The following is a 15,031-nucleotide window of genomic DNA, read 5'->3' as shown; positions in this document are numbered from 1 at the left end:
TCGACTAGCGATTTGCGGGTACTCGGGTTCAACAAACCCGACTTATTCTGGGCTTTACTCGCCATCACCAGCCCGATCCGCAAGAATTTGGTCCAACCGCCCTTTGCGTTTCCGCCCAATCCACCAGCGCCACGCAAAAGAGCTGACGAAATAGCCGGCGACCGAGAAAAATATCGCGAACAAAAGAAAACCAAATGCCGTCACGCCGATTTCCCGCACCAGCCAGCTCAACCAAATCCCGAATTCACTTTGCATCTGTGTATTAATCGGCTGACTAGCGGTCATTGCGTCAATTTGCAGGGCAAATTCGCCAACCTTATGCGCCGCCCCGATCCAGAGCGGATAGGTGAAAGGATTGGTGATGAAAGTTGTGATGGCTGCAATCGGAACATTGGCGCGCACCGGTAGAGCCAGAAAAACCGCCGCGAATATCTGACCAACGGGGACCAGAAAAGCCGCCAGCATACCTAAGGCGACGCCGCGCGGGACCGAACGTCGCGTAAAGCGCCATAGCTCCGAATGCAGGAAACGGTGTGCAATCGGTTTCAGATATTTATTCCGCTCCATCCCGGCCCGAGTCGGCATTTTGCGCTGAAACCAATGGACAATGAGCATGATCCATCGAGCGGCAAAATCCTTGTCGCGAATATTGGGCTTCCGATCAACCATGTTCGCGCATCAACCGGCCTTGCTGCCTTTTCCAGTCACGATCCTTTTCGGTCTGACGTTTATCCGGTGCCTTTTTACCCTTGGCGAGCGCCAATTCTAACTTGGCCTTACCCTTACTGTTAAAATAGATCGATAAGGGCACAACGGTCATCCCCTTGCGCATGACCGCGCCATATAGCTTGTTGATCTCGCGACGCTTCAACAACAGTTTCCGAGGGCGCGTTGGCGTATGATTGTGGCGGTTGCCATGGCTCCATTCGGGAATATTGGCGTTGATCAGCCAGGCTTCCTCGTCTTTCACTTCGGCATAGCTCTCGGCAATCGCGCCGGAACCAAAGCGTAGCGATTTAACTTCTGTGCCAGTCAACATGATACCAGCCTCAAAACGGTCCTCCAGATGATAATCATAGCGCGCGCGCCGATTTTCGGCGACGATCTTTTTCTTGTCAAATTCCTCCGGCCGCGGTTTTGCCATTAGACTAGACCTGCCCCTTCCAGAGCAGCATCCACAGCCATGCGGCTCGCTTCAGATGGCGGGGTCATCGGTAAACGCAGGTCTGCAGAGAAATCCGCCAATACGCGAGACATTGCATATTTTATCGGCCCCGGAGAAGCATCTGAGAATAAAGATTTGTGCAGCGGGTAGAGCACGTCATTCAACTCACGTGCCTTTTCATAATCGCCTGCTGCGCAAGCTGCCTGAAACTCTGCACATAATTTGGGCGCAACATTGGCGGTAACCGAGATACAGCCAACCCCGCCGCCGGCGTTAAACGCCAGCGATAGTTCGTCGACGCCTGACAGCATCACAAAATCATCAGCGCAATCGAGACGATGCTCGGTCACCCGGTCGAGATCGCCGCTGGCGTCCTTGATCGCCACGACGCTGGGCAATTGGGACAGCGCTGCAACAGTGTCCGGCTGAATATCAGTCACGGTTCGTGCCGGCACATTATAGAGAACCAACGGCAGATCCGTCTTATCGGTCAAGGCTCTGAAATGGGCCGTAATGCCTTCCTGATTGGGACGATTATAATATGGCGCCACCACGAGACCGGCTGTCGCCCCGCATTTTTTCGAGAAATTGAGATGCAACAGAGCATTGGTCGTATCATTGGAACCACAACCCGCGATGATAGGCACGCGACCAGCCGCCTGCTCAATGCATACTTCGATAACTCGATGATGCTCGGCATTTGATAAAGTGGACGCTTCGCCGGTCGTCCCGCAAGGTACAAGGGCACTGCTGCCCTGTTCGATTTGCCAGTCTACCAATGCGCGGAATTGGTCCTCCGCAAACGATCCGTCGCGAAAGGGCGTCGCCAGAGCCGGAATTGAGCCGGAAAACATGTAATAATCCTTTATATTTGACTTGGAAATGGGCAAAGCTCCCACCAAGTCATTTGCAATATTAACAGCGATATAGTGCGCCGTTCAGCGCCTGATAAGGAGCCTACCCCTAAAATGTCCAGCATGGTATCAAGAATTGTTATCGCAGCGCTGCTTTTATCTCCTGTTACCTGCATGGCGGCAGAACAGATAGGCTGGAAAACTGGAGAAAGCGAACTATCCGATCCAACGGGCGGCAACGCCGTTCTCGGCCTACAACGCTGGCGGGTATTGACCCAATCCGACAATTATTCCTTTGAGGACTATGCAGGTTTTCTGGTCACCTATCCGGATTGGCCGGAAGATAGCCGGATGCAGCGCAATGCCGAACAGGCAATCAACATCGACAGTTTCTCTCCGCGCCAGGTTCTTGCCTTTTTTGACAAGTTTGAACCCGTCACCAATGCCGGAGCGGCGAAATATGCAGTCGCACTGAAAGCATCGGACCGGCATGACGAAGCCAATGCGATGGCCAAAAAGGCTTGGCGCGGCGGCACGCTGACTGACGAAGATGAAGCTGCACTGTTGTCCCGCTTCAGTTCGGTACTGACGATTGACGATCATGATGCCCGGATGAATGCATTGCTCTGGGCTCGGGCCACGGGAGATGCGAAACGCAAGCTTGGCTTTGCCTCAGCCGCCAAGCGTCCAATATTTGCTGCACGACTGGCACAGCTGACCGAAGCAACGAATGCCAATGCTCTAGCAAGTGCCGTCGGCGCCATTGCCCGTGATGATTCCGGCTATCTGGCGGATCGTGCCCGCTATTTGCGCAACCGCGGCCAGAGCTTTGCCGCACGGCAATTGCTAGCGACAAGATTACCACTGCGGGTCAAACCAGCGAAACCGGAAACCTGGTTCGAAGCAATGCTGATCAACGCGAAAGCGGCGGCCAACGATCGGCAATGGAAGACAGCCTATGATATCGCCTCGAAAATCGAGGATGCATATGACGAACCGACCCGGATTGCTGACCAAAATTCCCGCGTGCGTGATAAATATTCCGATCTCGCGTGGGTTGCGGGCACGTCTGCTCTGAATGGCATGCGTCAGCCCGCCAAAGCCGTCCGGATGTTCGATCTTTATGCACAATCCTATGACTCCCCCAATATCACTTCGAAAGGCTATTATTGGGCCGGTCGCGCTGCATCGGAAGCGGGTCAGACAGAAAAAGCCAATGCCTATTTTGAGAAGGCAGCAGCCTTCCCCGAGCATTTCTATGGCCAATTGTCGCTAGAGCGACTTGGTCGCCCTCTACCGACATTCAACCGCAAGCCGGATGTCGAGATTACCGACGCTGAACGCATTGCGTTTGATAAAGAACCGCTGGTTATCGCGACGAAAGCATCGGTTCGCACCGGACCATGGCGCGAACAAATTCGTTTTCACCGCGCTCTGGCCTATAACGCCAAGACCGCAAAAGACTATATGCTGATCAGTGATCTTGCCACCCGTACCGGTGCCCGTGATTTGGGCGTAATCAAGGGGATTAGCGCTTTTGGTGCCGGAGTTGGTCCGATTGACAAAACCACCTTCCCTACCATGCCCATTCCCTTTGGTCACGAAAGCACTTGGACACTGATCCACGCGATCACCCGACAGGAAAGCCAATTTGCCCAAGGCGCGATCAGCCATGCTGGCGCGCGCGGCTTGATGCAGTTGATGCCTGGCACCGCACGCGAACAGTCGGGCAAAGCGAACCTGTCCTATAGACTGTCGAGCCTGACCGGCGATCCACAATATAACATCCGACTCGGCAGCGGTTACATCCAACGTATGCTGGACTATTATGGCGGTAGCTATCCGCTCGCCGTTGCGGCCTATAATGCAGGTCCTGGCAATGTGAACAAATGGCTTCGGCGCAACGGCGACCCGCGCATGGGCGGAATCGACTGGATCAAATGGATTGAAGACATCCCAATTTCGGAGACGCGCAACTACGTTAAACGCGTGCTCGAAAACGCGGTGGTTTATGACACGAAGAACCCTAGCGGTCCGACGATCCGGAGTACGGCCCCGCTATCGCGTTATATCGGTAAGAACGGTAAAGGCTAAAAACCTCTACAGGAGTGCCGTTTAGGAGGACCAGATCTGACGGTCGTCCTATCTATATCTGCATCTATAGTTGCCAAATAGCTCCATTGCCTGCCAGAATGGTCGACACAGCGGTCGCAACTGTTGTCGGTTCAAGAGGGATAGATATGACAAAGAAATTCGGAATCGCACTGGTCATCATTGTGCTGCTGCTCGCAATCGGTGTCTGGCAGCGCCATCGCATTCTAATCCCGCTCGCGACGACGGGAGAACAGATAATGCGGTCGGAACAAGCCAATCTACCGGCCGATGGCAAGCCGTTTGGCGAGGACTCTTATTTCTACATAGTCCAACTTGATGAGCGCACTTTTGCCATTGCCGAGCCCTATGCTTGGCCAAGGAACGTCAACTATCTCATTGCCGGAACGGACCGCGCTCTGTTGCTGGATGCAGGCGTTGGCTTTTATGATATCCGTCCGGTCGTCAAGCAACTCACCGACCTGCCAGTGACCTTCATTCCCTCGCATTTGCACTATGATCACACCGGGCAAGGCGATTATGAACGGATCGCTCTTGTCGACTTGCCACATCTGAGAGAACGCGCAACCGGTGATGCCTTCACGCCGAATTGGGGCGAACATCTGGGGGTAGCCGAAGGGCTGGAGCCAGCGACCTGGAACATCGATGAATGGATCAAGCCAGGATCAGAAATTGAGTTAGGCGAACGGAGGCTAACTCTTCTGTTTACGCCCGGCCACACGGACAATTCGATTTCACTCTTGGACAATGCCAATAATATCATGTTTACCGGCGATTATATGTCCGCCGGCAGCATCTCGGCCTATTATCCAGGGGCCAGCATGGGAGATTATCTACAATCCGCACGCAAAATCCTGAGAGCGTCGGCCGGTAATCCTGATATTGAGTTCCGCGGAGCTCACGCAGGAGAGGATGGGCAACTGCCTATCAAATCAAGAGAGGACTTTGCAGTTCTCCGCGACCAACTGATCAGGATCAAAGATGGAGAACTGAAAAGCACAGGCTCTTATCCGCGGATCTATGCGATCAAGGAAGATGTCGTAATGCAGGCAGAACCGCGCTGGTTGCAGGACTGGTCACCAACTTATCCCGATGATGAGGATTAGAGAATTCCGCTCTCAAGCGCATCCAAATAGATAAAGTCTGGCGCCTTTACGCCCAGTTCATTTCTGATTGCGTTCACCTTGTCAGATTCAAAGAAGCCCTTTGCCTGATCCAAGGAGTGCCATTTTGAAAAATGGACGATTCTGTTCGGATCATCTTCATATCTGAGGATCTGATATTCAATTTCGCCAGCGGACTTGCGTAGATCGCGAGCTTGGTCAAACCCCTTTTTCCAAACGGCATAATCCTCCACCTCGTGAATGATCAAAACATAGTTCACCAAATATAGAGTCCGCAAAAAATCATCAATATTATCGTCGGTTAGTCCTTGAACTCATAGCCAAAAGCGTCTTGCGCCAATTTCACCAATTCCGGATCAGCATCCGGGAAGTCAGCGGGTAATGCAGCTTCCAACATTTCTGCGACATGGGTCATGGCAGCAATGCGCGCAGATTTCTTGTCGTTGCCGGCAATGACTTTCCACGGCGCCCATCGGGTGTCAGTATATTTGAACATATCCTGCATCGCATCGAGATAGTCACCGCGTTTTTCACGGTTCCGAAAATCCTCGCCGGTGATCTTCCAGCGCTTGTGCGGTGTGTCGAGCCGTTTGGCGAAACGTTCATCCTGCTCTTCCTGCGTCGTGTGGAAGAATAATTTTATCAAATTCGTGCCGCCATCAATCTGCTGGGCTTCAAATTCATTAATCTCGTCATAGCCGCGTTTCCATTCGGCTTTGGTACAAAATTCTTCGACCCGTTCGACTAGAACGCGGCCATACCAACTACGGTCGAACACACCAATTTCCCGACTACCAGGCAATTTCTGCCAAAAACGCCAAAGGAAATGACGGTCTTTCTCTTGCTTGGTCGGCGCACCGATTGACCAGACGTCATAGTAGCGCGGATCCCAGCCGCCGGTCATCCGACGGATCGCTCCGCCCTTGCCCGCCGCATCCCAGCCTTCGAAGACCAAGATCGATCGACTACCGTGAATGATATGTTTGAAATGGACCTGCGCCAACCGGTCCTGCAACACCCTCAGCGCCTCATCATAGTCGCCGTCAAATTTGTCACCGGATTCATAATCAGATAGGTCTATGGTCATTCTATCTCCGTTCGTCCCAAATCCGCCGCCCCAAAAGACGAGTGACGCTCAACAGCATCTATCGCCTATCAGCAGACCTTGGCAAGTTCAGCCCGAAACGGTCAATATAATAATTGAACCGTTTGGATAATCTATCGGTTCACAATGATTGTCAGCTTCAGCCTTACGGCGTTCCGGACTGACGCAACTCCCATTCATCCAATGCACGGCGATGATCACTGATCCGCTGTATGGATTGATTCACTTCAAGCTTTCCAGGCGAGATCCGCTGCGCCTCTTGGTATAGAGCGATAGCGGATTCGAAGTCACCGCGCTGTTCTGCACAAAGACCGCGATTGAATGTCAGTGAAATATGCACCAGCCCGTTGTCCGCAGCCTCATCCCACATCCGGCAGGCTTCTGTTGGATTGCTCTTGGTCATCTTCACCGCCGCTTTGAAGAACTTTCCGTCGGCTTTCGCCATGCCCTTTCGACTTTCCAAGACCCTTACCTCGCGGCGATATTGTCTTGGCGCCAGGTCGCGACGGATAGTTCCAACTGTCTCAGACACCATGTTCCGAATTATCGAACGCCGGCTCGTAAATTCCTCATCATCGCCGAAACAGATTGTCTGTTCATTTTGGTTGGGAAAGCTCTCTGAATAGATACGGCGCCCATCACTATACCGCGTCGCCCGCAACTCTGCTCTAAAATTGACGGTCCGGGTCAGGCAATCGACTCTAATATTCTTATGGGTGATACATTTATCCTTGTCGTCGCGCTCTACGCAGCGCCGGCGTTTCGCAACCGTCTCATCCTGTTCGACGTCCGTAGTAACATTTCCGGACAATATCGCGTCAGACTCCACCGCAGATCGCCCGCCAATGACATCAAAATACGGTTCCCCATAAATCCGAATGGCAGCAAGAGCATCTTCCAATTCGAACGCAAGCGCGCGGCCATCTCGGCCACCAAAATCTTCCAAAGCGATTGATTGAATTTGGGCAAAGGCGGAGGAATCTGCCGGCGTCATCCCGTCGATGACCAGCACTTCAGCCTGTGCCGCGTTAGAAAGGCAAGTGAAGGCCAATGAGGCCGTGACCGCTGCGTTCAATAATCTGTTCATGTCTATCTCCAAACCCGTCTGTTCACAAATATCGACCACAATATGAACGCAATATTAGTCAGTGATGATAAATCCTGCAATCCGTTTCGGGTCCTGCATCGCCATAAAATGGGTAAGGTCAGGCAAATAGATATCGGTACCATTCGCAAAACTGTCCGCTAGTCCCGATGGTGTCGGTGAGCCGGCAAAATCGAAAGCACCATTTCGTTCTATCTGCGGCGCCCGCAAAACAGTGACCGATTGTTTGATCCGATCAATCATCGGCCATGGATCAACCGATGCGCTCGTCGCATAAACCGAAGCTTCGGTTTGCGGAGGGCAAGCCAGCACATAGCTGCCCTCGCCATCAGGCAGTAGTCCATATTCACAATAATCCCGCAACACGTCGGGATCCCATAGTTTGTAGGGATGACGGTCTTGAAAACGATCAAACATAGCATCAGGCCCCGTCCAACTATTCCGGCGCTTAGCTACCATCTCGTTGGTCGCGCTATAGTCAGGCGGGTTTTGATAGATTCCGCGTTCCATGATCACCGGATCGACCAGCACCAACCTCTCGAATAGGTCAGGCAGTCGGTCAACGACCTGCACTAGACAATGGCCACCCATACTGTGTCCCGCGCCTGCCGCAAATTTTACTCCAAGTGTTTCCAGCAGTTCCGCAGTGGCACCTGAAACCATGGTCCAGTCGGCGATGACAGGCTTTGCACTGCGCCCATGACCCAGTTGGTCAACGGCGATAACATGTGTGCCTTTCGGGAAAGCCTTGACTACCTTGTCCCAGCACCGCGCATGGAAGCCAGTCGCGTGGAGCAACAAAATCGACGGACCTTCGCCGACACTGCCCCATTCGAAATAACAAATGTCGCCGTGAGAGGACTGGAAGATATGCTGCTTGAGAGGATTCATACACGATTTCCGTTAGTTCTGACCCTGTCTAAGAACATGTATCGATAAGCGTGGTTCGACAGGCTCACCACTAACGGATTTGATGTTAGGCTTCCTTCGGTGGCTCGACCACCCGAATATGTAATTCCCGCAACTGCTTCTGAGAGACACCGCTCGGCGCGCTCATCATGAGATCTTCGGCCTTCTGGTTCATCGGGAACAACACCACTTCGCGGATATTGGGCTCATTCGCCAACATCATCACAATCCGGTCAACGCCCGGAGCGGAGCCACCATGAGGCGGTGCGCCATATTTCAGCGCGTTGATCATGCCGGAAAACTCAGTGTCGACCTGTTCCTTGGTATATCCAGCAATCTCGAACGCCTTGTACATGATGTCAGGCCGATGGTTTCGGATCGCACCGGAGGACAGTTCGATACCATTGCAGACAATGTCATATTGCCAAGCAAGAATATCGAGTGGGTCCTGGTTTTCCAGCGCTTCCATCTCGCCCTGCGGCATGGAGAATGGGTTGTGCGAGAAATCCATTTTCTTCAGCTCGTCATCATATTCGAACATCGGATAGTCGACGATCCAGCAGAATTTAAACGCATTCTTGTCGATCAAGTCCAATTGTTCCGCAGCCCTTGTCCGGGCAACGCCAGCCAGTCTCGCTGCATCGGCTTCCTTGCCGGCAGCAAAGAACACACCATCATCAGGGCCACAGCCAAGATCGGCTAGCAGCTTCGCCGTGCCTTCTTCGCCATGGTTTTTGGCAATCGGTCCACCGGCAGCGCCTTCTTTCATATTGATATAGCCAAGCCCTGCAAAACCTTCGCTGCGGGCCCAGTCATTCATACTATCGAAGAACTTACGGCTGTTTTTGCCGGCTTCCGGGGCGACAAAAGCGCGCACGGTGCCGCCGGTTGACGTGATTTTATCGAACAGACCAAAGCCCGAACCCTTGAAATGATCGCTAACGTCCTGGATAATGATTGGGTTGCGTAAATCCGGTTTGTCATTGCCATATTTCAGCATTGATTCCTTATAAGGAATCCGCGGAAATTCGCCGGCGGGTGTGACCGATCGGCCATTTGCAAATTCCTCGAACACGCCAGCCAGAACCGGTTCCAGCGTCTGGAACACATCTTCCTGGGTGACAAAGCTCATCTCGAAATCAAGCTGGTAAAATTCGCCCGGCGAACGGTCGGCGCGGGCGTCTTCATCGCGGAAACAAGGCGCGATCTGGAAATAGCGGTCGAAACCGGCAACCATCAGCATCTGCTTGAACATCTGCGGCGCCTGCGGCAGCGCGTAGAATTTGCCAGGATGGACACGGCTGGGCACCAGATAGTCGCGCGCGCCTTCGGGCGAAGACGCTGTGAGGATCGGAGTTTGAAACTCGGTAAAGCCTTGGTCGTTCATCCGGTTACGCAGGCTTGCGATTACCTTCGAACGAAGCATCATATTAGCATGAACCGCCTCGCGCCGCAGATCGAGGAAACGATAACGTAGGCGGATATCCTCAGGATATTCCTGTTCTCCAAAGACCGGCATCGGCAATTCATCGGCTGGGCCCTGCATGCTGACGGTATCGGCCACCAGTTCTACATCACCAGTTGGCAGGCTTTTGTTCACCGTCTCATCATCGCGAGCAACAACTTTTCCGGTGACCGTGACAACCGACTCAACCCGCGCACCGTCGAGCAGTTTAAACGCATCACTGCCGGTCTCACTGACAATCTGGGTCAAACCGAAATGATCACGCAGATCGACAAAGAGCAAATTACCATGATCCCGCTTGCGGTGAATCCAGCCGGATAGGCGGACTTCTTCGCCAACATGCGAAGAACGAAGCGCGGAGCAATTATGGGTACGATATGCGTGCATGATGAACCTTTGGAATTGGGTATTTGCCTATATGGCAAGATTGCAGGCGTAACACAGGTCTACGCGCCATTTGTCAAGGCTTGAGATTGTCAAAACGAGCCAACATACGCACTTTATCGGCTACTGCAGAGCCTCCACATCCAAACCTCTTGAAACCCGAGATCAATGGTATGGCACAACGTCTAGATAAGGCCTAGCTTGACCAATTCGTCATTGGCAAAAACGCGCCGATCAGCCGCGTCCGGCATCACTTGCGCTTGCGCCCACTTCCAGTCCGCAAAATTTTGCTCATAGTCCCGCTTCACACGCCGTTCGTCGAGATTGTTGGTCTTGCCCCAATGGCGGGTAAATTCTATCCCGGCGTCATCCAACGCTTCTACAACCTTCTTATAGCCCGCGTGGCTGGAGTCGACATCGGGTCCATCAAAGTCGATAACAACATTGTCCGGCCAATGAGCGGGCGCCAACAACCCTTTCGCTTGTCGGACAAACCGCAACGTTACGACAGTCCCGCCGCCACCTTTGCGAAAACTATCGATAATTAGATCAAATGCTTCCGATAGCTTATTCCGGTCCAATGTCACTGAACCGTTAAACAGGCTGGCTATCGGCACATGCTCCTCGGTAGTGTTTCCCCATGTCGCTATAGCTGGCGGATCATCAACATCGCGATCGTCGGGATAGCCTTGCTCCATGGCAAATTGCATGATGGCACCCTTGAAAAATTCGCTGTTTGTCATCAGCTTTCCAAGCATCGTCAGCGCGTCATAGCCAGCCCCCATCTGACCAGCGGGTGGTGCCGGGATGCTGGCGTCATAGGCACGTTTATACAGAAAACGCAAAAGGCAATTTTTTTCGAAAGGATCAAAAGGATTTAAAATAACCTGCTGAAAATAAGGATCTTCATTCAATCCAAACTTGTTCGAAAACTTCCGAAACTCCCCCCGAGATAACCAATCGATATGTTCCCGCCTGATCTTCGTCGCCTTTTGAATATTCTGGACCATATAGATCGGATCAGTCTCGATCAGCATTGCGGTAACAAAACCCATGGCGCCAACATGCAACTGCGCGGCGGCAAATATCCGGTCATCGCGAATAATCTCTGAACCGGTCTGCGCGATAAAGTCATCCGACAACACCGCTTTCTTCGGCGCGATCCACAATATACGTTCTGGCGTCACCAGTTGCACCGCCCGGACATGATCCTGAATCCCGCCTTCTTGCCAAACGCTACCATGGGTCCCCGTCGCACAAGCGCCGGCAAAGCTCTGTCCATTACTAGCGCCACCGGTCCGCAAGGACCGGCCGATCTCCTCAGCGCTCTCGTAGACTTCATCAACTGTCGCGCCGGCTTGCACCAGCAAGAAGGATTCTGCGGCACCTTCGCAATCTTCATGCAAATCTTTGGTCGACAGTTTGAAAGTGCGGTTGAGTCGCAACGTTTCAACTAACCAACCGTCTTCCACCACGTTAATCGGCGACGGCGACCAGCCTGCACCAATCGGCCGCACGGGGATTTGATATTGCTTGGCTTCCTTAAGCAATGCGAGAACCGTTTCCGCTACATCTTTCAGATGCGCCCGCCCGTTCATTCGCTCACCGTTCGACAGTTCAATCCGGTCTTTAAGATTACAGGCTGCTGTTTCATGATAGTTGGTCCAGACCTGATGACCGAGATGTACCACCCGCGCCATCAAGCCTCTCCCACGTCGGAATCACCGGCATAGCAACGATAAGCAATACTCACCTTTCGGACGAAACCGAAGGTCAACAAACAGACAAATATGGCCTTCTTGGTCATAAAGAACCGCATATCGTTAATGCCCAGTCGCGAACAGTCATCGACTTGCGAGGACCGGCCCTGCCGCGAAGCAAAACCCCAACCCAATATGGTAATTTCGATAGTCTTTCCGCCAACGGGTCGCGGATCGACAACCGCTAAAAAAGCATCACCGCATAGCGCCATTGCCTGCCCAAGTACCAATAAGATCAGTATCGCAATCAGAATCAGTGACCAATATGTCATGATCTACCCCCAATTTTATCCTGCGCCCACGAATTGTTTGCTGGATGAGCCGCCCGCTGTATAGGACAAAAATGCACATCCATAACTTGCTGACCGACAATCAAGACATCGCCGATATATGCGAGCGCTTTGCAACTGCCGATTTTGTGACGGTTGATACCGAGTTTATGCGCGAGAATACCTATTGGCCTATTCTCTGTCTGATTCAGATTTCCGATGGCAAAGAAGCCGCTGCGATTGATCCGCTTGCCAAGGATGTTGATCTTGGCCCTCTTCTTGAACTGCTGGTCGACAATGAAGATGTTCTCAAGATTTTTCATGCCGGCGGACAAGATGTCGAAATCATTCACAACCTGACCGGCAAGACCCCCCACCCGATTTTTGACACCCAAATCGCTTCAATGGCGATCGGCCAGAGCGAACAGATCGGTTATGCCAATCTGGTGGATAGCTGGCTTGGGGTCACTCTAGATAAAGGCGCCCGGTTTACAGACTGGTCGCGGCGCCCCCTCAACGCTCGCCAGTTGGAATATGCGGTGGCCGATGTCACCCATCTCGCCGAGATTTTTCCGATGATGCTGGAAAAATTGCGCGAAACCGGCCGCGGTATGTGGATCAACGCTGAGATGGAAAAGCTCGCAGACCCCGATAATTATGTGAACGATCCGGAAAAGTCCTGGTTGCGCGTCAAATCGCAGGGACGGAATTTAGAGATGCTCGGCAGGCTCAAAGCTCTCGCCGCCTGGCGGGAAAGAGAGGCCCAATCCAAAGACTTGCCGCGCGGACGGATCATGCGCGATGAAACCCTGGCGGATATTGCTGCGCACCCACCCAAGGATCAGTCAAAACTAGGGCAGGTTCGTGGGCTTTCCGCCGGCTGGAAAAACAACGATATCGGTGCACGTCTGATGGATGTCATCGAACAAGCGGAACCGCTTTCGCATGACGATCTACCGCAACGAAATGGCCGGCGCCCCAAAAACGGCAAATCCAATGCTCTGGTGACGGATTTGCTCAAATTATTGCTCAAAATCCGCTCGGCGGAAATGAACGTCGCTTCCCGTCTGCTTGCTCGGGCGGATGATTTGGAACGCATTGTCGCAGGAGAACGGGAGAACGTCCCGCTCCTTGAGGGCTGGCGATACGAAGAATTTGGCCGGGATGCGCTGGATTTGATCGAGGGCCGGATGAGTTTTACAGTCAAGGACGGGAAACTGGAAATGACCCATCGGCAAGAGGGCGAAGCCAAAGAGGCAGAATAGCCGAAATCCAGATTAAACGCCTGTCATCAATGGTTCGAGTCCCATTATATTGGCAAGATGGCCATGACGTTTGGCGACGACGTCTCCATAAAGATGAACCAAATCCCCCGAAATTGTCAGTTCCAGTTTCTTCCCAACTTTCCGGATTTTCGTCTGTTCCAACGGATCGCGGGTACCACCACTAATCCGCTGCCCCAAACGCATTGCAAGTCCCCAACTTATCGCGCGCTGTGTCGCGTGTGCGTTGGCAAGCTTACCCCCGCCAGGAAAAATATCATTGCCACCGCCAAAACTGGTGAACAGCGCTTGCCCCAGCATCTCCCGTTCTGGACCACTGATACCCACCCAATTGCCGTGCAACCCGATCTCTAGTCCTCGCTCTGCACGGAAATTGGGGTTTGCGCGCCACGCAACATCACCCAAATTACAAGCGGCCTGGCGAATGCGATGCCAATCAGACGGATCATCAGAGAAGATATCCGCGATCCATTTTCCCAGCAACTTACTATTCGCAGGGAAGCGCGCTTGTGCTGTTCCAGCATCTTCCGTCGCTAGCAACAACGGATCACGCGCGGCCTCCTGCTTGCCCAGACTTTTAAACAAGAGACCTTCCCGCACACCATAAGCGGAAACCACCATCTTGCTGCTGTTCAAATAGCGCACCAACATGGATAGCATCCAAGCCGCATCATTCAACGTGGGTATCCGGGATGTCGAAAGCCCGGGAATGTTTTTGAGCTTGTCCTTATTCAATCGCGCGAGCTGGCTAACAAGGCGCTGAGCGCGGCGTGCTTCCATTTCATAATTATGGATGACCGGCAGCGGATAATGACTGTCGAACATATCAAGCCGCGCCAAAGAACGCCACGATCCGCCAACTAGGTAGAAAGGAAGTCCCTGCGCCTGCTTTTCCCAGCCGGTTTTTTTTAGCATCTTACGTACTTGGGCCTTCAGCTTGTCCTTGCCCTTCGCCCGCAGGTCCGCAACTCTCAGCACACCAAGCGGGAAAGAAAAACAATCCAACACTTTGCCTTTGTCTATCAGCGCCAGTTCTAGACTTCCGCCCCCGAGATCTCCAACGATGCCTGTCGCATCCGGTATGCCTGAAATGACACCTAGAGCTGCCAGTTCCGCTTCTTCCTCACCCTGCAGAACCGCTACATCATAGCCGATTTCGCGCGCAGCCTTGAGCAAATCCTTACCGTTACTCGCATCCCGCACCGCTGCCGTAGCAAAACTCTTGATGCTGTCGACATCCATTTCCATGCACAATCGATGAAAACGCTTCAGCCCGCGCACCGCGAGTGCCATCGAATCCTTGCCAATAGCTCCGGTGCTGGACAATTCCTTTCCCAGTCCTGCCATGACCTTTTCATTGAACAAAATAGAGGGAACTCTTGTCGGCCCCTGATAGACAACCAGCCGGATCGAATTCGAGCCAATATCGACAATAGCCGTGCGTCGGTTGGATTTCTTTTTCTTCGCGCGCATTGGCCCGCCTGACGCATCTTGTT

At 52.8% G+C, this 15,031-nt stretch carries 14 protein-coding genes; 3 read left to right on the top strand and 11 right to left on the bottom strand.

Translation table 11 applies throughout. The features are described 5' to 3' along the window. Positions 1-54: 54 nt before the first annotated feature. From ABJG22_RS07805 to dapA, 3 genes are read right to left on the bottom strand one after another with little or no spacing between them, the layout of a single operon-like run. A complete protein-coding gene (locus tag ABJG22_RS07805) occupies positions 55-669 on the bottom strand; it encodes a DUF2062 domain-containing protein (protein ID WP_348019678.1) in 615 nt (204 codons plus the stop codon). Further along, the gene (gene smpB, locus ABJG22_RS07800; protein ID WP_348019677.1) at positions 662-1,144 is read right to left on the bottom strand and encodes an SsrA-binding protein SmpB; all 483 of its coding nucleotides are present in this window, start codon (positions 1,142-1,144) and stop codon (positions 662-664) included. The genes ABJG22_RS07805 and smpB overlap by 8 nt, the downstream gene beginning before the upstream one ends. Next, on the bottom strand, positions 1,144-2,019 hold the full coding sequence (gene dapA, locus ABJG22_RS07795) for a 4-hydroxy-tetrahydrodipicolinate synthase (protein WP_348019676.1): 876 nt from the start codon (positions 2,017-2,019) through the stop codon (positions 1,144-1,146). Before dapA ends, smpB begins: the two co-directional genes overlap by 1 nt. A gap of 114 nt (positions 2,020-2,133) precedes the next feature. Here dapA and ABJG22_RS07790 point away from each other — a divergent pair, with 114 nt between their 5' ends. Further along, a complete protein-coding gene (locus tag ABJG22_RS07790; protein ID WP_348019675.1) occupies positions 2,134-4,113 on the top strand; it encodes a transglycosylase SLT domain-containing protein in 1,980 nt (659 codons plus the stop codon). A gap of 146 nt (positions 4,114-4,259) precedes the next feature. After that, positions 4,260-5,237: an MBL fold metallo-hydrolase gene (locus tag ABJG22_RS07785; protein ID WP_348019674.1), complete on the top strand. Its 978-nt coding sequence runs from the start codon at positions 4,260-4,262 to the stop codon at positions 5,235-5,237. Here ABJG22_RS07785 and ABJG22_RS07780 read toward each other — a convergent pair. The 7 genes from ABJG22_RS07780 to ABJG22_RS07750 form a co-directional block, all read right to left on the bottom strand. Beyond that, a complete protein-coding gene (locus ABJG22_RS07780; protein ID WP_348019673.1) occupies positions 5,234-5,515 on the bottom strand; it encodes an antibiotic biosynthesis monooxygenase in 282 nt (93 codons plus the stop codon). The two genes, ABJG22_RS07785 and ABJG22_RS07780, sit on opposite strands and share 4 nt — an antisense overlap. A 41-nt stretch (positions 5,516-5,556) precedes the next feature. Beyond that, complete coding sequence (locus ABJG22_RS07775) at positions 5,557-6,342, bottom strand: polyphosphate kinase (RefSeq protein ID WP_348019672.1); 786 nt, start codon at positions 6,340-6,342, stop codon at positions 5,557-5,559. Positions 6,343-6,505: 163 nt separating this feature from the next. Then, entirely contained in the window at positions 6,506-7,447 is a 942-nt protein-coding gene (locus tag ABJG22_RS07770; RefSeq protein ID WP_348019671.1) for a tetratricopeptide repeat protein, read from the bottom strand. Between the two features lie 54 nt (positions 7,448-7,501). Continuing rightward, on the bottom strand, positions 7,502-8,356 hold the full coding sequence (locus tag ABJG22_RS07765; protein ID WP_348019670.1) for an alpha/beta hydrolase: 855 nt from the start codon (positions 8,354-8,356) through the stop codon (positions 7,502-7,504). A gap of 85 nt (positions 8,357-8,441) precedes the next feature. Then, positions 8,442-10,226: an aspartate--tRNA ligase gene (aspS, locus tag ABJG22_RS07760; protein ID WP_348019669.1), complete on the bottom strand. Its 1,785-nt coding sequence runs from the start codon at positions 10,224-10,226 to the stop codon at positions 8,442-8,444. A 182-nt stretch (positions 10,227-10,408) separates the two neighbouring features. Beyond that, positions 10,409-11,923 (bottom strand): FAD-binding protein, encoded by a 1,515-nt coding sequence (locus tag ABJG22_RS07755; protein ID WP_348019668.1) that lies wholly within the window; start codon positions 11,921-11,923, stop codon positions 10,409-10,411. Next, positions 11,923-12,255 carry a hypothetical protein gene (locus ABJG22_RS07750; protein WP_348019667.1) on the bottom strand — a complete coding sequence of 111 codons (333 nt, stop codon included), beginning with the start codon at positions 12,253-12,255 and terminating at the stop codon, positions 11,923-11,925. The genes ABJG22_RS07755 and ABJG22_RS07750 overlap by 1 nt, the downstream gene beginning before the upstream one ends. A gap of 71 nt (positions 12,256-12,326) precedes the next feature. Between ABJG22_RS07750 and rnd the strand changes: the two genes are divergently transcribed. Then, entirely contained in the window at positions 12,327-13,517 is a 1,191-nt protein-coding gene (rnd, locus tag ABJG22_RS07745; protein ID WP_348019666.1) for a ribonuclease D, read from the top strand. Between the two features lie 12 nt (positions 13,518-13,529). Here rnd and ABJG22_RS07740 read toward each other — a convergent pair whose 3' ends face one another. Beyond that, positions 13,530-15,008, bottom strand: a complete 1,479-nt coding sequence (locus ABJG22_RS07740) for a Ppx/GppA family phosphatase (RefSeq protein WP_348019665.1) — start codon at positions 15,006-15,008, stop codon at positions 13,530-13,532. Positions 15,009-15,031: the final 23 nt, after the last annotated feature.

The sequence above is a fragment of the Parasphingorhabdus sp. genome (assembly GCF_039939955.1).
Taxonomy (GTDB): domain Bacteria; phylum Pseudomonadota; class Alphaproteobacteria; order Sphingomonadales; family Sphingomonadaceae; genus Parasphingorhabdus.
Note: the sequence above shows the minus strand (reverse complement) of the source record. Positions and strands in the feature narration are given on the sequence as shown.

Excerpts from the sequence above, each read along its gene's own strand:
- ABJG22_RS07805 (WP_348019678.1), bottom strand. The coding sequence starts at position 669 with ATGGTTGATCGGAAGCCCAATATTCGCGACAAGGATTTTGCCGCTCGA.
- smpB (WP_348019677.1), bottom strand. The coding sequence starts at position 1,144 with ATGGCAAAACCGCGGCCGGAGGAATTTGACAAGAAAAAGATCGTCGCC.
- dapA (WP_348019676.1), bottom strand. The coding sequence starts at position 2,019 with ATGTTTTCCGGCTCAATTCCGGCTCTGGCGACGCCCTTTCGCGACGGA.
- ABJG22_RS07790 (WP_348019675.1), top strand. The coding sequence starts at position 2,134 with ATGTCCAGCATGGTATCAAGAATTGTTATCGCAGCGCTGCTTTTATCT.
- ABJG22_RS07785 (WP_348019674.1), top strand. The coding sequence starts at position 4,260 with ATGACAAAGAAATTCGGAATCGCACTGGTCATCATTGTGCTGCTGCTC.
- ABJG22_RS07775 (WP_348019672.1), bottom strand. The coding sequence starts at position 6,342 with ATGACCATAGACCTATCTGATTATGAATCCGGTGACAAATTTGACGGC.
- ABJG22_RS07770 (WP_348019671.1), bottom strand. The coding sequence starts at position 7,447 with ATGAACAGATTATTGAACGCAGCGGTCACGGCCTCATTGGCCTTCACT.
- ABJG22_RS07765 (WP_348019670.1), bottom strand. The coding sequence starts at position 8,356 with ATGAATCCTCTCAAGCAGCATATCTTCCAGTCCTCTCACGGCGACATT.
- aspS (WP_348019669.1), bottom strand. The coding sequence starts at position 10,226 with ATGCACGCATATCGTACCCATAATTGCTCCGCGCTTCGTTCTTCGCAT.
- ABJG22_RS07755 (WP_348019668.1), bottom strand. The coding sequence starts at position 11,923 with ATGGCGCGGGTGGTACATCTCGGTCATCAGGTCTGGACCAACTATCAT.
- ABJG22_RS07750 (WP_348019667.1), bottom strand. The coding sequence starts at position 12,255 with ATGACATATTGGTCACTGATTCTGATTGCGATACTGATCTTATTGGTA.
- rnd (WP_348019666.1), top strand. The coding sequence starts at position 12,327 with ATGCACATCCATAACTTGCTGACCGACAATCAAGACATCGCCGATATA.
- ABJG22_RS07740 (WP_348019665.1), bottom strand. The coding sequence starts at position 15,008 with ATGCGCGCGAAGAAAAAGAAATCCAACCGACGCACGGCTATTGTCGAT.